The organism is Aurantibacter sp. UH7 (assembly GCF_056839165.1).
In genome coordinates this window covers 1,719,192-1,738,936 of record NZ_CM166388.1, presented here as the reverse complement: position 1 = coordinate 1,738,936, position 19,745 = coordinate 1,719,192, and the positions used below count along the sequence as shown (strand labels likewise).

Annotated in this window: 15 protein-coding genes and 1 tRNA gene; 5 read left to right on the top strand and 11 right to left on the bottom strand. The window is 35.5% G+C overall.

What is annotated here, in order from left to right:
- Nucleotides 1-22: 22 nt before the first annotated feature.
- The 6 genes from UH7x_RS07370 to UH7x_RS07345 are packed head-to-tail and all read right to left on the bottom strand — an operon-like array spanning nucleotide 23 to nucleotide 8,407.
- Nucleotides 23-1,888, bottom strand: coding sequence for a M1 family metallopeptidase (locus UH7x_RS07370; protein WP_482363079.1), 1,866 nt, complete (start codon nucleotides 1,886-1,888; stop codon nucleotides 23-25).
- Between the two features lie 6 nt (nucleotides 1,889-1,894).
- On the bottom strand, nucleotides 1,895-3,526 hold the full coding sequence (locus UH7x_RS07365; RefSeq protein ID WP_482363078.1) for a S8 family peptidase: 1,632 nt from the start codon (nucleotides 3,524-3,526) through the stop codon (nucleotides 1,895-1,897).
- Between the two features lie 15 nt (nucleotides 3,527-3,541).
- A complete protein-coding gene (locus UH7x_RS07360; RefSeq protein ID WP_482363077.1) occupies nucleotides 3,542-4,435 on the bottom strand; it encodes an SMP-30/gluconolactonase/LRE family protein in 894 nt (297 codons plus the stop codon).
- Nucleotides 4,419-5,279: an MBL fold metallo-hydrolase gene (locus tag UH7x_RS07355; RefSeq protein WP_482363076.1), complete on the bottom strand. Its 861-nt coding sequence runs from the start codon at nucleotides 5,277-5,279 to the stop codon at nucleotides 4,419-4,421. The genes UH7x_RS07360 and UH7x_RS07355 overlap by 17 nt, the downstream gene beginning before the upstream one ends.
- A 45-nt stretch (nucleotides 5,280-5,324) precedes the next feature.
- Complete coding sequence (locus UH7x_RS07350; protein ID WP_482363075.1) at nucleotides 5,325-7,547, bottom strand: SulP family inorganic anion transporter; 2,223 nt, start codon at nucleotides 7,545-7,547, stop codon at nucleotides 5,325-5,327.
- Nucleotides 7,544-8,407, bottom strand: coding sequence for a universal stress protein (locus UH7x_RS07345; protein ID WP_482363074.1), 864 nt, complete (start codon nucleotides 8,405-8,407; stop codon nucleotides 7,544-7,546). The genes UH7x_RS07350 and UH7x_RS07345 overlap by 4 nt, the downstream gene beginning before the upstream one ends.
- Before the next feature lie 107 nt (nucleotides 8,408-8,514).
- On the opposite strand from UH7x_RS07345, the gene UH7x_RS07340 reads away from it, so the two are divergent.
- Complete coding sequence (locus tag UH7x_RS07340; protein ID WP_482363073.1) at nucleotides 8,515-10,368, top strand: cation:proton antiporter; 1,854 nt, start codon at nucleotides 8,515-8,517, stop codon at nucleotides 10,366-10,368.
- 5 nt (nucleotides 10,369-10,373) lie between these two features.
- Here UH7x_RS07340 and UH7x_RS07335 read toward each other — a convergent pair whose 3' ends face one another.
- The 3 genes from UH7x_RS07335 to lepA form a co-directional block, all read right to left on the bottom strand.
- Nucleotides 10,374-12,011 carry an apiosidase-like domain-containing protein gene (locus UH7x_RS07335; protein ID WP_482363072.1) on the bottom strand — a complete coding sequence of 546 codons (1,638 nt, stop codon included), beginning with the start codon at nucleotides 12,009-12,011 and terminating at the stop codon, nucleotides 10,374-10,376.
- A 42-nt stretch (nucleotides 12,012-12,053) separates the two neighbouring features.
- A complete protein-coding gene (locus UH7x_RS07330) occupies nucleotides 12,054-12,281 on the bottom strand; it encodes a GTP-binding protein LepA (RefSeq protein WP_482363071.1) in 228 nt (75 codons plus the stop codon).
- A 112-nt stretch (nucleotides 12,282-12,393) separates the two neighbouring features.
- Complete coding sequence (lepA, locus tag UH7x_RS07325) at nucleotides 12,394-14,190, bottom strand: translation elongation factor 4 (RefSeq protein WP_482363070.1); 1,797 nt, start codon at nucleotides 14,188-14,190, stop codon at nucleotides 12,394-12,396.
- 243 nt (nucleotides 14,191-14,433) lie between these two features.
- On the opposite strand from lepA, the gene dusB reads away from it, so the two are divergent.
- Complete coding sequence (gene dusB, locus UH7x_RS07320) at nucleotides 14,434-15,435, top strand: tRNA dihydrouridine synthase DusB (RefSeq protein ID WP_482363069.1); 1,002 nt, start codon at nucleotides 14,434-14,436, stop codon at nucleotides 15,433-15,435.
- 2 nt (nucleotides 15,436-15,437) lie between these two features.
- Here dusB and UH7x_RS07315 read toward each other — a convergent pair whose 3' ends face one another.
- Complete coding sequence (locus UH7x_RS07315; protein ID WP_482363068.1) at nucleotides 15,438-16,634, bottom strand: ABC transporter permease; 1,197 nt, start codon at nucleotides 16,632-16,634, stop codon at nucleotides 15,438-15,440.
- Nucleotides 16,631-17,023, bottom strand: coding sequence for a 30S ribosome-binding factor RbfA (rbfA, locus tag UH7x_RS07310; protein ID WP_482363067.1), 393 nt, complete (start codon nucleotides 17,021-17,023; stop codon nucleotides 16,631-16,633). Before rbfA ends, UH7x_RS07315 begins: the two co-directional genes overlap by 4 nt.
- A 107-nt stretch (nucleotides 17,024-17,130) precedes the next feature.
- Between rbfA and mce the strand changes: the two genes are divergently transcribed.
- The 3 genes from mce (at nucleotide 17,131) to UH7x_RS07295 (ending at nucleotide 19,745) form a co-directional block, all read left to right on the top strand.
- Entirely contained in the window at nucleotides 17,131-17,535 is a 405-nt protein-coding gene (gene mce, locus UH7x_RS07305) for a methylmalonyl-CoA epimerase (protein WP_482363066.1), read from the top strand.
- A gap of 145 nt (nucleotides 17,536-17,680) precedes the next feature.
- Nucleotides 17,681-17,754, top strand: a tRNA-Ile gene (locus UH7x_RS07300).
- 359 nt (nucleotides 17,755-18,113) lie between these two features.
- Nucleotides 18,114-19,745 (top strand): aminotransferase class V-fold PLP-dependent enzyme, encoded by a 1,632-nt coding sequence (locus UH7x_RS07295; protein WP_482363065.1) that lies wholly within the window; start codon nucleotides 18,114-18,116, stop codon nucleotides 19,743-19,745.

The window sequence follows — 19,745 nt, the reverse complement described above, 5'->3', positions numbered from 1 at the left end:
TAACTTATTGAGAATGCTTTAATTACTCTGATTCCCAAACATTGTTTTCTGCATTTATATCAGCCATTAATTGAGAAGGGTCGATTACAATTGCTTTAATTTCTGTTTGCGATCTGTTGATTTTAAAAGTATAAGAAGGGTTTGCCCATGGCCAATCGGGAAGAACTGTACGTTCTAATTGAGGATAAGGATTTGTTTTCTCACCACGCATCATGCGTAATGGCGCATAGAAAGTTTCTTGCGAACCATCATTATAAACTACTAAAACATCTATTGGCATTGGCATTTGCCCGATTCTAGACATGCTAACCTTGGTTTTAGCTCCTTCAGAAACAACGTCACTAATAGCATAATCAATGGTGTTAGTTGTTTGCGTCCAATCAGTTAAATACCAATCTAATTCTATGTTTGACACTTTCTCTGCAGACCTTTTTATGTCGTTAGGAGTGGGATGCTTAAACTTGAAGTCTTCATAATATTTTTGAATAGTCTTCATTAATTTATCCTGGCCAATAACGTAGCCTAGTTGTGATAGAAAGATAGCGCCTTTACTATAGGCAGCTATGCTGTATGGCATATTTTCGTTGTAACGATCGGAATGTGTAGTTTGAGGTTGCTCTTTACCAGTCTTTATTAGATAATAATATCCCTTATATGAACTTTCAAAAGGGTTGTCTTTGTTCTGCTCTCTTATTTCGTTACTACATAATGAGGAAATGAATGTAGTAAAACCTTCATCCATCCATTCATGTTTCGATTCATTTGTGGCTAGAATATGTTGAAACCACGAATGTGCTAATTCATGAATCATTGTACCAATAACACTACCTGGTTTATCTCCTCCAGTAATAAGTGTTGCCATGGCATACTCCATTCCACCATCACCACCTTGAATTACAGAATATTGATCATAAGGATATTTACCAATGTTTTTACTAAAAAAATTCATTGCTTTTTCGGTGAGGGGCTGAACATCTTTCCAGGTTTTTTGGAATTTCTCATCGTTTTTATATAAAAAATGCAGTGTTGGCCCATCGGTCATTTGTACAGTATCATGAACGTATTCGGGATCAGCAGCCCACATAAAATCATGCACCATAGGTGCTTTAAAATGCCATGTTAATGTTTTGCCTCTTTGTTTTTTTACTTTACTACCAGGAGTCTCATACCCATGGCCTATTTCTTGTGGATTTTGCAAATACCCGGTTCCACCTACAGTATATGTTTTGTCTAGTGTAAGTTTAACATCAAAATCACCCCAAACCCCATGAAATTCTCTTGCGATGTATGGGTCAGCATGCCAACCTTCAAAATCATATTCTGCTAGTTTGGGATACCACTGACTCATAGATAGCGCAACGCCATCTTTATTATTACGCCCAGCTCTTCTAATTTGTACAGGTATTTGACCCTTAAAAGTCATGTCAAAAGTTGTTTTACCTCCAGGGGGAATTGGTTTAGCCAATTCAACAACAAGTATTGTTTCTTCTTCATTAAATGAGACTTTAATACCGTCTTGTGTTAATGTTTGAACATGTAAATAACCAATTTCACTTTCCGTAAGTGTAGCTATTCTACTCTTTTTATCTTCCGTAACCATTCTTCCGTCTGGATCAGAAATATTTTGAAGGCGCATATCCATTTCACTACCAGGTTGAAAGGCATTGAAAAATAAATGATAATACACGCGTGACAATTCATCATTAGAATTATTTGTATAGACTAACTTTTGTGTGCCTGAATATTGGTAGTTTTTAACATCTACGTCAACATCCATTGTGTAGTCAACTTTTTGCTGCCAGTAACAAGCATCTTGAGCATTTAAACTAACGCAAAATGCAAATGAAATGATTGTAAGTACTGAAAATTTTATTTTATTATACTCCATGGTATTTTATAATCTTATTTTTCCTGCTGAAACTCCTTTCGCCATTATAAGGGCATTGTAAGCGTTTACTATTTTTCCTGATGTAGAAACTTCATCCATTGTGCCGGTTTTAGAAGTGTCTCCACCAAGAATTAATTTTGTTTTAGGTGCAAGTCCTGAATCAAGAATAATATGTTTCACTTGAGAAGCGGTCAATTTTGGATATTGTGAACGAATTAATGCTGCTACACCTGCAACCGATGGTGATGCCATAGAAGTACCACCTTGGTAATCATACTCGTTATTAGGCATGGTAGAATATATTTCGTCTCCTGGCGCAAAAACATCAACATTAATAGCCCCGTAATTCGAAAAAGTAGCTAGCATTTCTGATCCGTATTTAGGAGCTAATGCTCCTACTGTAATTACATTGTCTGAAATTTCAGCACCATTATTTACGGCGTCATTTGGAAAATTGGGTTCATTTGGGTCATCTAAATTAACACCATCATTACCTGCTGCATGAACAAAAAGCACATCCTTAGAAGCTGCATATTTAATAGCATCATAAACCCATTGCGCATTTGGAGAGAAACCCTTTCCGAAGCTACCATTAATTATTTTTGCGCCGTTGTCTACCGCATAACGTATACCTAAAGCAATATCCTTATCGTATTCATCTCCGTTAGGTACTGCACGAATACTCATAATTTCAACATTATTTGCTACACCATTGGCACCTTTTCCATTATTTCTTTCAGCACCAATTATTCCAGCCACATGCGTTCCATGACTTTCACCTTTTGTTGTGTTTTGAGGGTTTCCGTTTCCGTATTTTGTATCAGTTATGTCGTATGGGTTATCACCTACAATTGTTCTACCATCAAAATTAACATTGTAGTTATAGTTAGCTTGATCCGCAAAATGAGTTATGGCTTCTTCGAGAAGCTTCATGAAATCCGACGGACTATCGGCATGAGTATATGCTTGCGTCAAAATAGCTTTGTTCTGTTGCATGGCTTCATCACTTGCTGTAATGGAAGACATTTCTTTTTTTGTATAATCGCTTTTTCCGAGATGTTTTTTTACTGCTTCATCTGCATTTTTTACTGCTTGTAAAAATTGCTCATACTGTTGTTTGCTTTCAACTGCTTTCGCGTATTTTGCCTCTACTTCAGCTTTCGCTTTTGCTTGCATTGAAGTACTACCTATTTTTAATTTAACTATTCTAGTGGCTTCCAGTTGTTCGTTATACGAATCTCCTAAAAAGTTATAACCATGAATATCGTCTATATAACCGTTTTTGTCATTGTCTATACCATCACCAGCTCTTTCACCTTTGTTCGTCCATAGCACATCGTCTAAATCTTCATGTTTTAAATCCATTCCAGAATCAAGAACGGCAACAATAACTTTTTGCCCTTTTTTATTGCCAATAATTTCTTTGTATGCCTTATCAACACTCATACCTGGAATGGTATCACCTACTAAATCTAAATGACCCCAATTCTTTTTCTCAGCATCGGTTAGGTCTGTAATTTTCATTGGAGTAGTATCTATACTCTCGATAGGAGTAGAGACCAAAGTTGTAGCGCCGCAACCGAAAAATAGCGTTGCTACAAAAAGCCCGAGGGCAGACTTGTAAATAGAACTTGTCATTAAATCGTGTTTATGTTAGTGTATTCTTTTATAAAATGCTCCTGAATTAAGTGCTTGAAATGTTTCGAAACAACCCCTGTCAGCCATTGTAACATAACAAGTTTTTCCATCAGGACCTCCAAAGGTAATGTTTGAGGGCTTTTTTCCTTTCAAATGTACTTCTTTTAAGATTTTTTTAGCAGGGGATACAATTAAAACAGTGCCTTTGTCATATCGGGTTATGTATAAATTTCCCTTAACATCACAACGCATACCGTCCATGCCATAATCTGGAAAAGTCATAAACATTTTCTTATTTGTAATTGTACCATCATCCTTAATATCATATTGCCATATGTTACGCTGTATTGACTCGTTGATGTAAAGTTTAGTTCCATCTGGGCTTACTTCAATGCCATTTACGGTGCCAAGGTTTTTTTCTAAAAGAATTATTTCTTTGGATGAATTAACCATCCATATTTTGCCTGTACTTTCTGCCCAATTTGGATCGCTGAGGTAAATAGTGCCATTTGGGGCTAAGGCTAAATCATTAGGCTGACTCATTTCACTATTATGCGCCCAAACAGTAACCTCTTTTGCCCCTTTTTTTACAGTTAACACATTGTGACCTTTGTAATCTGCAATAAACATATTGCCTTCTTTGTCGAAACGAATTCCGTTACCAACACTTCCTTCCGGAAGGTTTACGAAAACAGAACCAACGCCATTAGCATCAACAATACCTATTGTGCCCTCTTCCTTAAAATTAACTGCATAAAGATTGCCATTTACATCTACTGCTGGACCTTCAATACCTTTAGTAAAAGAAAATTCGGGGGTAAAATCACTGCTTTGAATGTTTTGTGCTTTACAAGAAGTCGCAAAAACAACAAACAATAAACCAACTGGTATTTTAATTAAATAACTCATTAAATGTATACGTTTTATCTAGTCTAGGCCCTTTTTCTGTGGCCTGCAAGGTACAAATTTCATTATGAGCGTCATGTTCAAAAAATAAATAGATATTCTTATCGACGGCATGATTGAGAAATTGCTCTTTTTCTGTCATAGTTAATAATGGGCGAGTATCATAACTTGTTAAATAAGGAACAGGGATATGACCAACAGTTGGAACTAAATCTGCGGCAAACACTAAAGTCTTGCCCTTGTAATTTATTAGTGGTAACATTTGCTTTTCTGTATGGCCATCGGCAAATAAAATATCAAAACCCAATTCAGAATTTTGTAAGAACATCGTTTCACCTCTATTAATAAATTTAAGTTGACCGCTTTCTTCCATTGGTAAAAGATTTTCCTTTAGAAAGGAAGCCTTTTCACGGGGGTTTGGCTTAATTGCCCATTGCCAATGACTCTTATCTGTCCAAAATGTTGCGTTTTTAAAAGCTGGTTCGTATCCTGTTCTTTTGGCATTCCATTGAATGCTACCGCCACAATGATCAAAATGTAAGTGAGTCATAAAAACATCGGTAATATCATCACGATGAAAACCATTCTTTTTTAATGAAGCGTCTAATGAATAATCACCCCATTGATAATAATAATTAAAAAACTTATTAGATTGTTTAGCACCCATTCCATTATCAATTAGAATAAGCTTATTATCATCTTCTATCAATAAACATCGGGTTGCAATGTCAATCATATTATTAGAATCAGCAGGATTGGTTCTGTTCCAAATTGTTTTCGGGACAACGCCAAACATAGCTCCACCATCTAACTTAAAATTACCAGCTTCTACAGTATATAATTGCATTTTGTAAAAGTAGAAATTCGAATCGAGAAAATTGTATTTACAGAACTAGTTGTTAAACTTTTCAACTAATGATGTTAATCGCTTACCATAAAAAATTAGGGCTTTGATTTCTTGTACGCTTAGCAGACGCTCTTTCTTGGTAATAAGCAGCGAGGTACCATTAGACTCTACATGATAATACGGATTGCTTTCAAAGAAAAGTACAAGTTCATCTGTAAAGAGTTCGTGAACTTGCTTTTTATTTTCACAACTAAGATAAAAACGTTTATTAAAATCTGGATGGTTTTTAATGTCTATGCTTTTAAATCCTGCTATACCATACATTAGGTAAAGAAGCCCGTCTTCTTTATCAAGTGTGAATATTGGCAACTTTGTTTTTAGCTCAATTTTCATTACCGTAGTCTTTACAACTTCTCTAGCAATAAAGGCACCTTCTGTAAATTCTAGATCAAAAACTTTGTATTTTGATTCTTTCCCTGCAAGTACGTTGTATAGATATGGAATTTGTCTTGTTCTGAAGAATACAAAGTCTTGTAAAAAACGAGTTTCAGTATTCTTTTTGGCATTATAAGCCCATTGTAATTCTTTTGCACTTGCCTTTAATTGTTCCTGTCTTTTAGTAAAAAAACGTTCTATAGGGTTTAGTTTCGCTAAGGGTACAATAATTCTACTTGCAAATGGGTGTTTTGTTTCCGCACCATGTTTGTCAAGTCCTATTATTTCAAGACTTCCACCTTTTTTCGCGAAGGTGTCAGCATAATTTTCAAGGCCTTCCATAACAGTGTGATCGACAAAATTACATAGTGAAAAATCTATAACTACATGTTCATTTTCAGGCACCGCATCTAGCTTGTTCTTAAGTTTATAAAAGTTAAGAAAACTGCTAAAATGTTTTAAGTTGATGTAGTAATTTCCTTCATCGGGCTCTTTAAACATTAAAATATTTGGTTTACTCAAATGACTTAGAAACAATGAAAAGCTTTTATTCATTACTACATGAATGAAGAAAGTAACCATAATACCGACACTAATACCTGTTATTAGATTAGTAAATAAAGTTGTAATTAAAGTGGCTAGGAAAATTACTATCTGCTCGCGTCCTATTTTTGCAATTTTACCAAAAGTTTTAGGTGTTGCTAGCTTATAACCAGTGTACACTAAAATTGCTGCTAATGCAGCTAACGGTATTTTACGAAGTTGTTCTTGAAAAAGAAGTACAAGTATTCCTAAAAATAAGGCATGAAAAAAGTTTGCAGATCTATTTGTTGCTCCGTTATTTACGTTTACAGAACTCCTTGCTATAACTGCTACCACATTTAATCCACCGAGCATACCGCTGATTACAGTTGCTAAGCCAAGTGCTTTTAAATCCTTGTTTACATTTGAACGCCTACTTAATGGGTCTAATTTATCTACAGCCTTAATGCTTAAAAGCGACTCTATACTTGCAATTAAAGTGATAGCAAAAACAGCCACAATAAAATCGGTATCCAAAATTTTGGAGAAATCTGGGAAAGCTAAATTTGAAAGCACGTTTTCAGGTATACTAACTAAAAACTCCGACTCCATGGGGTATGGAATATTTAGCCAAGAAAATAAGTAGCTCAATCCCACTGCTAGAATTAAAATCCACATAGGTGCCGGAATAAGTTGAAAATATGCATTCCGAATTTTAGAGTAATAAATCATTATTAATAATGCAATTACACCAATACCTGCAGCAATTAGCTCTTCTATATGATAGTCTTGATACAAATTTATAATACCATTTGGTATTTGAGCTAGTAAGGAGATTATGCTGCCATGCTCATTATTATGACCTATCATAATATGAAATTGCTTGGAAAGTATACCAAGTCCTATAGCGGCTAGCATTCCTTCGATTGCAGAAGCAGGAAAAAAGTCGGCCAATCGACCCATTTTTAAGAAGCCTAAAAGCAGCATGAGTATTCCCGAAAAAACAATTGCGGCAAGTGTAAATAAATATCCTTGGTACATGTTGCCACCACCCAAAGTCGTAATTGCTCCAAGTAATACTATAACTAAGCCATTGCCTGGGCCAGCAATAGTTACGTTTGAACCACCTAAAAGTGCAACTACGATACCTCCTACTACGGCCGCAATAATTCCAGAAATTGGTGGAGCTTCACTTGCTAAAGCTAAACCTAAACCTAATGGCATTGCGATTAGTGAAACCACAAAACCAGAAAAAATATTCTTTGGCAAAGAGGCTATAAAGTTATTACTGGTATTTTTTTTTGCTGTCAAACGCGGTTTCTAATGATTAAAAGGTCGGTTGGTAAGTCTGATAAAATATGCTCTAGGTCATGGGGAAAAATGCGATCAAAAATGCTCGTTTTTTCTGGGGCATTCATTACAAGTAAGTCAGCTCGAGCTACTTCGGCATAATGGCCTATGGAATATCCTCGTTTGCCAAAAATACTCTGCATTTTTATGTTAATGTCTTCAGTTAAATTATCCGGAAGTTTTGCTATTATACTTCTTACTCTATGGTTTTCACGTTCTCGCAACCTCGCTTTTACAATATTTGCTTTTTTCAACGAGCGATCATCTTCTACTCTTACATGTATTTCTTTTTGTTCAATCTCCTCAACAATTGTTACTTTCTGCACGGCTAAACAATTAGCAACGTAAAATGCATTTGTAATTGCTAAGGCTGTGTCTGGGGCATCCAGTCCATTTACGACTACATGTTTACAAGGCACGCGTTCTAATGCGGGTTTAATTAACAACATTACAGAACAACAAACTTTACGCGTTAGTTTTCTGGCAATAGAACCGACATAAAACTGAAAAACATTCTCTTGTTGCTGTGCTCCAAGTATTAAGAGGTCAATATTAAAAACCTGGCATGATTCAAGAATGACATCAACAGGATTGCCTTCTTTCCAAACAATTTCTACAGTAGTTGTATCAACACTTAACTCGTTTAAAATGGTATTAACTTGACTCGCCTTATTATCTGTTTTAGAACCTACATGAAGTAGTATAAGTTTTGCATCAAAAAAAGCTGCAAGCCTTGAAGTTTCTGCTATATTGGCTTTAAGATTGGGCGAAAATGCAAAACCGAAGAGTAAAGTTTTAAAAGGTTCTATTTTACGAATCATTTTTTAGAACTGAAGGCCCAAGATAAGATTTTATTAATGAAAGAAATTCTTGGATTATCCAATTGCTAAATGCAAAATAAAAAGGTATTTTTCAAAAAAATAACCAAATGGTAGAATTAGCTGGAATAATAATTTTAGGAATTATTGCGCAATGGGTTGCTTGGCGCTTGAAATTGCCTGCTATTTTACCCCTTATTTTAATAGGCTTATTTGTTGGCCCTATTTCCACTTTATACACAGAAGGAGGAGAGAAAATTATTGAGCCAATTTGGAATGGTGAAAAAGGACTTTTTCCAGGCGAAGGTTTGTATTATTTCGTTTCACTTGCCATTAGTATTATATTATTTGAAGGCGGACTTACCTTAAAACGTTCAGAAATAAGAAATGTTGGCCCTGTTATTACGAAACTTATTACGCTAGGTAGTCTGGTGACATTTATTTGCGCAGGTGTTGCTACCCATTTTATTTTTGAACTTAGCTGGCAGATTTCATTTTTGTTCTCAGCATTAATCATCGTTACTGGACCAACTGTTATTACACCTATTCTAAGAAATATTCCTTTAAAGAATGATATTTCTGCCGTTTTAAAGTGGGAAGGTATTTTAATAGACCCTATTGGTGCATTGGCTGCCGTCTTGGTTTATGAGTTTATAAGTGTGGGCGAAGGACAAGCCTATACACTTACGGCTATAATTGAGTTTGGTAAAATTCTACTATTCGGATTTACATTCGGATTTACTTTTGCACATGCACTTGCTTTTGCAATAAAGAAGAATTTCATTCCGCATTACTTATTAAATGTTGTATCACTCTCTGTTGTATTGTTGGTTTTTGTGCAGTCAGACATATTCGCCCATGAATCTGGTTTATTAGCCGTAGTAGTTATGGGAATGGTACTTGGAAATATGGATTTACCTAACTTAAAAGAACTTCTATATTTTAAAGAATCGTTAAGTGTATTGCTCATTTCTATACTTTTTATTCTTCTTTCCGCAAACATCAATATTTCAGATCTCGAACTTATTTATAATTGGAAAACAGGGCTACTATTCTGTGTTATTGTTTTTCTTATAAGACCGCTAGGAGTATTTTTAAGTGCCGCTGGGTCTAATCTTAAATTCAATGAAAAATTGTTTATAGGATGGGTAGGTCCACGTGGAATAGTAGCGGCTGGTATTGCTTCACTTTTTGGATCTAAATTGATAGCTAGAGGAGAACAAGGTGCGGAATATATTACCCCATTGGTATTTATGATTGTTTTGGGTACCGTATTACTAAATGCAACTACAGCACGATTGTTTGCTAAAATGGTTGGAGTTTTCTTAAATAAATCTGAAGGAATAGTAATTATCGGAGCTTCTAAAGTATCAAGATTAATAGGGGAGTACTTAAAAAATAATGATCGACATGTTGTATTAATAGACAACAATCAAACCAATGTTAATAAAGCTCAGAAATTAGGGCTCGAAGCTTTTTCCGCAAATATTTATTCCGATTCATTAGCCGATAATATTGAACTTAATGACGTAGGATATCTGATGGCTTTAACGGGCAATTCAGATATAAATAAGTATGCTGTAAATAAATTTGGCAAAAGATTTGGAGAAAATGGCTCCTTTAGATTGGTAAATGCTGATGAAATGGTTGATCCAGAAAACAACCCAAAAGAAGGACTATTTTCGCATACAGATGATTTCGTGAAATTAACGGAAACAGCAAGAAGTTATCCTGCTATTCATGAAATTGAAATACATGATCAAGAACATTATGATGGCCTTATTGAAATAACAAAAGCAGATGGTAATATTGTACCTATGTTCTTAAAAACTAAAGAGGGAGAATTAAAAATTATATCTTCCTTTAGTAAAGAATTTGATGACATTAAAGAAGGATACCAACTAGTTTATTTGGGCAAAATGTTTGATGTAGACACTACCATTGACTCCGCTGAAAAGGAATAATTATTTTACTTGTTTATAATAAGAACCCATGGATTCTTATCTGGAGCGGAGAATTTTGAATTCACAACCTTCTTTAATGGTAATGTTTCCCCGGTCTTAGGGTTAGCCCAGTGATATTTTAAACCTAAGGGTATGTTTTTTATTTCAATGTCACCTCCATTATTTAAGTAAGATATGTAGAGTTCTTTGTTTTTAGCTAATAAAGGTTTGTTGTTAGACAGGTCCCAACGTTTTTCTATATCTGTAAGGTCATATTCTTTTAATATTTTACCAACAAGACCAACATAAATTGAACCTTTTAATTTCATAGCTTCTTTCCATGAAGTGGCTTGGTCGGTCCAAGATTCCCACCCCTTTTCTGTTGCAGATATCTTCCATTGCCAAAGTGTGGCTGCACCATAGACAACTCCCATAGTACCACCATGCATTAATTGCATCCAAGCTTCCTCACCTTGCCACCATCCTAAACCTTTTGTGCCATCTCGCATTCCCTCATAAGTTGGTTCACCATTTGCAGCTCCTTTTATTGGTAAATTGTTGTACATGCGTTCTACCTTATGATAGAGGTGTGCTCCATCATGCCCAGTTTGAGCCCATTGAAAGTCTAACCATTCTTTTTCTTGAAAAGTTTTATTATAATGAAAACAATGTTCTTTGTCACCATTTGCCCAATCAGCTAAATAATCATCACAGGGATTGTAATGAATGCCCGTGGGTTGTGCATAACAGTCCCATTCCTCAAACATTTCTCCGCTTTCAAGTACGCCAGGGTCTTTACCGTTATGGTCTCCACCAAGTAACCAAATTGCAGGTTTACTTCCATATCGAGCCAGTAAATATTTGCAGTAACGGACATACTCATCTGGTGCAATAGTTTTACCTAAAACATCTAGACCTTTCCATCCAAAACCATGAAAAACTGGTTGATGTACTGGAACAATTTCATGATTGATAAGTGTCTCAATTATTTCATCGTAGTATTTAAAGTAATCTATGTTAATTTTATTTAGATGCCCGGACGATAAATCTTCAAAAGCTCTTTTAAATCCTAATTCTGTATTTCGTTTATTAGGTCCTTCTGCTTTCATGTCTGGTTGTAAAGTCATTAACAGAGCAGTATTATATCCTTTTTCTAACCTTTCTTTAGCATAATATTCAACCTGTTCTTTGGTAGCACGAAAAGGCATGGCCCAAGGTGTATCACCAATCATTAAAAAAGGTTGTCCAGCGTTATGAACAATATTCCTATGACCATTAGACATCTTTAAAAGTCCTTTTGTTATTAGTTCATTAGAATTAGTATTCTTTACTGATTTAAATTTTCCTTTTTGATTGTGTAAGCCATTATCATTGATATTAGATGCAAACGATTTCCATGTCCATGAAGTGTTACTATCGTTTGGAGCAAAACGTATTTTCCAAATATTTCCGCCATCCCAATATGCGGGTCTTTTAAATTCTTCATTTTTTTCATTCTGAAAAATGGCCCATGCGTCTACATCCGTATAGCTGTTCTTATAATTGTCTTCTGAAGTTAATGTTATTTCAATTGTGTTCCATTGCGGAACGTTTTCAAGTGAAGATTGTCCAATTAAAAAGTGAGAAGGAAGTAAAAGAAAAATATATATTTGAAAGGACCTCATTGCTAGTTTATTTTGGCAATGAAGTTAATAAAAAGCTAGGATTTAAAATACCATTGTTTTCCAAACACTAATAGAAATATCTTCTGTATTTATTTGGTAGTTTGAGCCAGCAACTAATCTGTAAAAATGAATAGCAGACTCTCTTCTAATTTTATCTGCTAATAAAGATTCATCAATATCTCCACTTTCTTGTCGCCAGGTAAAAATTGAATTTTGTTCTATTTGAATAATTCGGTGTTTAGCGACGAATTGGGCAATGTAGGTGGTCATTTTGGGCGTACTTTTTTATATAAACTAAATAGGTCGTAAAAAATTGTACGACACATATAAAAAGTAAGAAAATTTCTACAATGTTAAATACAGAAAAACTCGGTGGGTTTATTTAATCATTTAATTTTAAAACAGCCATAAAAGCTTCTTGAGGTACCTCTACATTTCCTACTTGACGCATACGCTTTTTACCCTTTTTCTGCTTCTCTAAAAGCTTACGTTTTCTAGAAATGTCACCACCGTAACATTTTGCTGTTACATCTTTACGTAATGCTTTTGTAGTTTCCCTAGAGATTATTTTGGCGCCAATGGCAGCTTGAATAGGAATGTCAAACTGTTGTCTCGGTATTAATTCTTTTAATTTTTCGCACATTTTTTTGCCAATATGTACTGCATTATCAGCATGTATTAAAGCAGAAAGTGCATCTACTGGCTGAGCATTTAATAAGATATCAACGCGTACTAATTTTGAAACGCGCATTCCAATAGGGGCATAATCAAAAGAAGCATATCCTTTAGAAACAGTTTTAAGTCGATCATAAAAATCGAATACAATTTCCGCCAAAGGCATATCAAAACTAAGCTCTACACGTTCTGTGGTGAGATAGGTCTGATTGGTTATTTGCCCCCTCTTTTCTATACATAATGACATTACATTGCCTACGAAATCAGATTTAGTAATAATCGTGGCTTTGATATAAGGTTCTTCAACACGATCGATGCTCGATGGATCCGGTAAATCTGTAGGATTATTTACTATAAGAGGTGTTTCTGGATCTTTGCGTGTAAATGCGTGATAGCTAACGTTAGGCACTGTAGTTATTACTGTCATGTTAAATTCACGCTCAAGACGTTCTTGGATAATCTCCATATGTAACATTCCTAAGAATCCACAACGAAAACCAAAACCAAGGGCTGCACTGCTTTCTGGTGCAAAAACTAAAGAGGCGTCATTTAATTGTAATTTCTCCATAGAAGAACGTAATTCTTCAAATTCATCTGTATCTACAGGATAAATTCCGGCAAAAACCATTGGTTTTACATCTTCAAAACCTTCAATAGCATTTTTAGTTGGGTTGGCAGAATCGGTAATAGTATCACCTACTTTTACTTCACGTGCATCTTTTATTCCTGTTATTAAATAACCAACATCACCAGCCTTTACACTTTGTTTTACAACCTGACTTAGCTTTAAGGTGCCGACTTCATCAGCAAAATAACTTTTGTCAGTAGCAACAAACTTTATTTTTTGACCTTTTTTAATCTCACCATTTATAACTCTAAAATATGTTTCTACCCCTCTAAAAGGATTGTAAACAGAATCAAAAACCAATGCTTGTAAAGGTTCGTCTACATTACCTTCAGGAGCTGGAATACGATTGATAACAGCTTCTAAAATATCACCTACTCCAAAACCAGTTTTACCGCTGGCATGTATTACTTCCTCTGGCTTGCATCCTAGTAGCTCAACAATATCATCAGTTACTTCTTCTGGATTTGCACTAGGCAAATCCACCTTATTTAAAACAGGGATTATTTCTAAGTCGTTTTCTAATGCTAAGTATAGATTAGAAATTGTTTGTGCCTGAATACTTTGTGCTGCATCTACAATTAATAAAGCTCCTTCACAGGCCGCTATAGAACGAGACACCTCGTAAGAGAAATCAACATGCCCAGGAGTATCAATTAAATTCAAAACATATTTTTCACCTTCAAATTCGTAATCCATTTGTATGGCATGCGATTTAATGGTAATTCCCCGTTCTCGCTCCAAGTCCATACTATCTAAAAGTTGGTCTTGTTTTTCACGATCTGTAACAGAACCCGTAAAATCTAACAAACGATCGGCCAAGGTGCTTTTTCCGTGGTCGATATGGGCAATTATACAGAAGTTTCGAATGTTCTTCATGGGCGCGGTCCCTAACTTTCGGGAGTTTAATTTTGCAAATACACTATTTATAGCCTGCAAAGATACATTATTTTAAAACGGGCGAATAGCAAATACCTTTTTAGAATTACCATATAGTATTGTTTGTACTATTATCTAAAAAAGCAAGCTATTTGTATTGATTCATGAAGAAAGCGCGAACTTATTTTAAGTGCTATTTACCTTTTAAAATAATGTAAATTTGTATCCCATAAAAATGAATAAATGCTTAAAATAGGAGACATAGAACTTCCAGAATTTCCGTTGCTTCTTGCACCTATGGAAGATGTAAGTGACCCACCTTTTCGTGCCTTGTGTAAAGAACTAGGCGCCGATGTGGTCTATACAGAGTTTATTTCTTCTGAAGGTCTAATTAGAGATGCAGCTAAAAGCGTAATGAAATTAGATATTTACGAAAAAGAGCGCCCTGTAGGTATTCAAATTTTCGGAGCTAATCTCGATTCTATGTTGCAGTCTGTTGAGATTGTTGAAAAATCAAATCCGGATATTATTGATATTAATTTTGGATGTCCCGTAAAAAAGGTGGTTAGCAAAGGAGCTGGAGCAGGAATATTAAAAGATATTGATTTAATGGTTTCATTAACCAAAGCTATGGTTGAACGCACTAAACTACCCATTACAGTTAAAACTAGATTGGGATGGGATGACGATTCTATAATGATTGTTGAGGTGGCTGAGCGTCTCCAAGATGTGGGTTGTAAAGCAATTGCAATTCATGGTCGTACTCGTGCACAAATGTATAAAGGTAATGCCGATTGGAACCCTATTGCTGAGGTTAAAAATAATCAACGTATGCATATTCCAGTTTTTGGTAATGGTGATGTGAATACACCTGAGGCTGCTAAAAAAATGCGCGATGAGTATGGGCTCGATGGTGCTATGATTGGGCGCGCAAGTATTGGTAATCCTTGGTTTTTTAATGAAGTAAAACATTTTTTTAAAACAGGCAAAAAATTAGCGCCACCTACAATGAAAGAACGTGTTGAAGCTGCACGTCGGCATTTGCAAATGGCAATAGATTGGAAAGGGGAGAAGCTAGGTGTTTTTGAAACTAGAAGACATTACACCAATTATTTTAAAGGTATTCCAGATTTTAAACCCTATCGAATGAAAATGGTTACTAGTGATGAATCGCCAGATGTTTTCGCGGCATTTGATGAAGTGTTAGAAAAGTTTGGTGACCACCAATTTGAACTTAATCCTTAAAATTAAGGCGCGATTAATTTCTTATTTATTCTGCTACTTGCAATTTTAGACGCTAGTATTCCGAGCACAAAAATTGTCGCTAAAACCACTAGAATATTAATAAGTTTTAATTCAACAGGGTAATCGATATAACCAATTTTTACCCATCCAAATAATAATTGAGAGCTAATTAGTATTATTCCAATTAATACGCCGATTAATCCGCCTGCTCCGGTTACCAACATTCCTTGTATGAAGTAGATTCGTCGGAGTTCTTTTAAGGTAGCCCCAAAATTATACATGGTTTTTAAGTTACTCAACTTATCTAAAATCATCATAATTATTGCGCCTACCACATTAAATAAAGCTACCACTAATACCAAGGTGAAAATTAGATAGGTGGCTAAATTTTCAGTATTTAGCATTCGATGTAAAGAACTATTTAGTTCCTGTCGATCTTTTAGAATTACAGTGTCTCCAAATATGTTTTTAATTTCAGCTTTTGCTGCCGTAATGTTTTTCGCATCTTTTAGTTTAAAGTTTAAACCAGACACCTGTGTGCTATCTTTCTCTAAAAGATGTTGTACTGTAGCGATGTCTGTAAAAATGTATTTTTTGTCTAAATTTTCTTCCACAGAATAAATACCACCAATAACCATTGGTAATTCATTATAAGGACTAGTTTGTTGAGATAAAGATCCTTTACCAGGTTTGGGAACTAGAATAACTAAAGGGTTTCGAAATTGATTTTGAGTTAAATTAAGTAATCGCATAATTCCAATTCCAGCAACTCCCCTTTTTTCATCAATAGTCCAGTTTCCAGAAATTATAGTGCTATCTACGCCAATAGTTTTTTCATAGGCTTTATCTACTCCCTTTATATTAGCAATATCACCAGTTTCTTTATGTGTGAGGTATACTTTCTCTTCTATTTCTCGCGAATACGAGGCAATATCATCTAGATTATTTAAGGCTTCCGTTGCTTCTTTAGGTATTGAAAAAAACTTGCCGGTAGCGGGTAATGCTTTTAAATCTGGATCAAAAGAATTACTAAATGAAAGACTAAAAGTTTTTAACCCTGAAAATCCAGAAAGAACAATAAATAAAGCCGCAGAGCCTATTACGGTAACTAAAAAGGTAATGAAATTAATAATATTTACAGCATTTTGGCTGCTTTTAGACCGTACATAACGTTGCGCGATGTAATAGGTGAAATTCAAATTTTCCTTCTTTTGTCAAGCAAGTCGCGATTCTCTATAGGATTTTCATCGCCTTTTAAAGATTTTTCTATATTCTCGATGTAATCTAAGGAGTCATCAATATAGAATTGTAAAGCTGGCACTCTTCTAAGTTGATGCTTAGTACGTTGTGCTAATTCGTGTTTTATTAAGGGTTGATTGCTTTGGATTCCTTTTAATAATTCTGCCCCAGATTTTACTGGAAAAATGCTTAGGTACACCTTAGCAATAGACAAATCTGTAGTTACAGATACCTTAGTAACTGAAATTAATATTCCTTTTAGGCCGCCATCAGTAGCAGCACGTTGAAGAATATCGGCCATGTCTTTTTGAATAACTCCTGCTATCTTCTTCTGTCGTTGCGTTTCCATGCCACAAAAATACGATATATTCGATAACCAAGAACTATTGTTGTACCTATCAAAATCGTAATTTTGAGGGTGTTGCGAAAATATATTAGGTGCTTATTATAAGAAACATGAAGAAAATCGAACATTTAGGGGTTGCTGTAAAAAACTTAGAGGCTTCAAATCTACTATTTGAGAAATTATTGGGCACTGCGCATTATAAAATTGAAGAAGTAGCTTCTGAAGGAGTTCGAACTTCTTTTTTTAAAGCTGGACCTAATAAAATTGAACTACTTGAAGCTACGTCAGATGAAAGTGCTATTGCTAAGTTTATTGAGAAAAAAGGGGAAGGTGTGCATCACGTAGCCTTTGCTGTTACTGATATTTTTGCTGAAATGGCTCGCTTGAAAAAGGAAGGTTTCACACTACTAAATGATGTGCCCAAAAAAGGCGCTGATAATAAATTAGTGGCTTTTGTTCATCCAAAATCGGCAAACGGAATTTTAATAGAACTATGTCAAGAGGTGCCTGAATAACCACTATTTTTCAACTTTTTTAATTAAAGTTTAAATTTTATCACGAAATGAAACAGCATTATTTTGCGTAGTTGGTGGTAATGCGTAAATTTGCCAACCTTTTCAGGATAGTTTTTGCGATTACGCATTAATTTTACTGAAAATCGGTCCTATAGCTCAGTTGGTTAGAGCACCTGACTCATAATCAGGTGGTCCATGGTTCGAGTCCATGTGGGACCACAACAACAAAGTCAAGCCTTTCGAGAAATCGAGAGGCTTTTTTGATTTTCGCATTATTTGAATAGTAATTCACATATATCTAAAATTAAGATTTTTCTATCCAAGATTATTAAGTTTATAGTTAATCTTCGCAATATTAATGGGTTGACCTATATAATTTAAGGACATTAGTTTAATCATTTTTTATTTTTTGATAAATTAAATATCCAGATTTAGAAGCAGATACTAACCGGGAAGGATTAGCTGGAGCCCTGGCGTTACAAGAAATGGAGGGAGGTAATAAAATAACTCTAAATTATGGTGGGATAAAAAATGATTATATTTAGAAATACTAATGCTTTAAAAACACAGTAAGATTTATGAAAAGAAGAGAAATTATTAAGCAATTAGGTGTTATTCCCGTAGCTAGTAGTCTATTAGCAAGTGAATCGGTTTTTGGTAATGCATTGGGTGATATTTCGCCTTTATCAGCAGCTGAGAATTTGGTTAGCGATGTTGCTATTTATGATTCAATAGGTGTGGTGCCTATTATAAATTGCCGTGGAACTTTCACAATACTCGGAGGTTCAACAGAACGCCCTGAAGTGCTAAAGGCAATCGAGGCGGCTTCTGGTTATTTCGTTCAGTACGATGAGCTTGCATTTGGTATTGGAGAAAGACTGTCGGAGTTAACTAAAGCTGATTGGGGTATGGTTTCAGCTGGTTGTGCGGCAGCTCTAAAGCATGTGACGGCTGCTTGTGTAACTGGTGGTAATCCAGAAAAGTTGATTAGAATTCCAGACCTTAGAGGAATGGAGAAAACGGAAGTAATTTCACCTCGTCATTCCCGTGGTGTGTACGACCACGCAATCCGAAATATTGGAGTTACAATGATTGATGTAGATACTGCACAAGAGCTAAGGGATGCTATTGGGCCTAAGACAGCATTAATTCAGCTTCATGCAAATAGTCAATCAGAAAAAGGGCAACCTTTATCGCTTGAGGTAATTGTTGAAATAGCGAAAGAAAAAAATATTCCTGTACTAGTAGATGCAGCAGCTGAAGATTTAACGATTCCGTGTGTGCACCTTGAGAGGGGTGCAACAGTGGTTGCATATAGTGGGGGCAAAGCAATTTGTGGCCCACAATGTGCTGGTCTTCTTTTGGGTGATAAAGATTTACTTATGGCTGCTTGGCAGGCTAGTTCTCCACACCATGGACCCGGAAGAGATAATAAAGTAGGTAAGGAAGAAATGTTAGGAATGTTGGCAGCTGTGGAAGCATGGACGACTAGGGATCATAAAGCCGAATGGGCCACTTGGCTTTCTAGACTAGACGAAATTTCTAAGAAAGTGACCAAAGTAGAGGGGGTGACTACATCGGTTTCTCAGCCAACAGGCCTTTCTAATCGAACTCCGAGACTTAATATTAGCTGGGACCCTGACAAATTAAATATTACAGGTGAAGAAGTTGCAGAAATAGTGGCACGTAGTAAACCAAGAATTGCAATTGGAGCTCAGTCAAAAGATGGCAAGACGGCTGTAAATATAACCCCTAGTCAAATGCGACCTGGTAATGCAAAAGTGGTAGCAAAAAGACTTTATGAAATTCTTGCCCAAAAGCGTGAGCCTATTTCAGACGATATGGCACCTGCGAAAGCCGATATTTCAGGACATTGGGAAGTGGAAATGGAATTTTTTACCAGTAAGAGCACCCATTATTTCTTTTTAGAACAAGATGGAAATTGGGTAAGTGGATCACATCAGAGTGACTTTTCTACTCAAGAAATTGTTGGTATGGTAGAGGGCGACGAGATAAAATTACGAAGTAGTTATCGGGCAGCAGGAGATCATATTAGCTATTGGTTTTCAGCAAAACAAGATGGTGATACGTTAACTGGATCTGTTTTTCTAGGAGAATATCTTACAGCCAAGTTTTCGGCAAAACGATCCGAATATCGAAAGTCTCACAAAAGAATAGTTGTTCCTGGTGGTCCACCATTAGCCACATAA

Coding starts and splice junctions, on each gene's coding strand:
- UH7x_RS07370 (WP_482363079.1), bottom strand. CDS start 1,888: ATGGAGTATAATAAAATAAAATTTTCAGTACTTACAATCATTTCATTT.
- UH7x_RS07365 (WP_482363078.1), bottom strand. CDS start 3,526: ATGACAAGTTCTATTTACAAGTCTGCCCTCGGGCTTTTTGTAGCAACG.
- UH7x_RS07360 (WP_482363077.1), bottom strand. CDS start 4,435: ATGAGTTATTTAATTAAAATACCAGTTGGTTTATTGTTTGTTGTTTTT.
- UH7x_RS07355 (WP_482363076.1), bottom strand. CDS start 5,279: ATGCAATTATATACTGTAGAAGCTGGTAATTTTAAGTTAGATGGTGGA.
- UH7x_RS07345 (WP_482363074.1), bottom strand. CDS start 8,407: ATGATTCGTAAAATAGAACCTTTTAAAACTTTACTCTTCGGTTTTGCA.
- UH7x_RS07340 (WP_482363073.1), top strand. CDS start 8,515: ATGGTAGAATTAGCTGGAATAATAATTTTAGGAATTATTGCGCAATGG.
- UH7x_RS07335 (WP_482363072.1), bottom strand. CDS start 12,011: ATGAGGTCCTTTCAAATATATATTTTTCTTTTACTTCCTTCTCACTTT.
- UH7x_RS07330 (WP_482363071.1), bottom strand. CDS start 12,281: ATGACCACCTACATTGCCCAATTCGTCGCTAAACACCGAATTATTCAA.
- lepA (WP_482363070.1), bottom strand. CDS start 14,190: ATGAAGAACATTCGAAACTTCTGTATAATTGCCCATATCGACCACGGA.
- dusB (WP_482363069.1), top strand. CDS start 14,434: ATGCTTAAAATAGGAGACATAGAACTTCCAGAATTTCCGTTGCTTCTT.
- rbfA (WP_482363067.1), bottom strand. CDS start 17,023: ATGGAAACGCAACGACAGAAGAAGATAGCAGGAGTTATTCAAAAAGAC.
- mce (WP_482363066.1), top strand. CDS start 17,131: ATGAAGAAAATCGAACATTTAGGGGTTGCTGTAAAAAACTTAGAGGCT.
- UH7x_RS07295 (WP_482363065.1), top strand. CDS start 18,114: ATGAAAAGAAGAGAAATTATTAAGCAATTAGGTGTTATTCCCGTAGCT.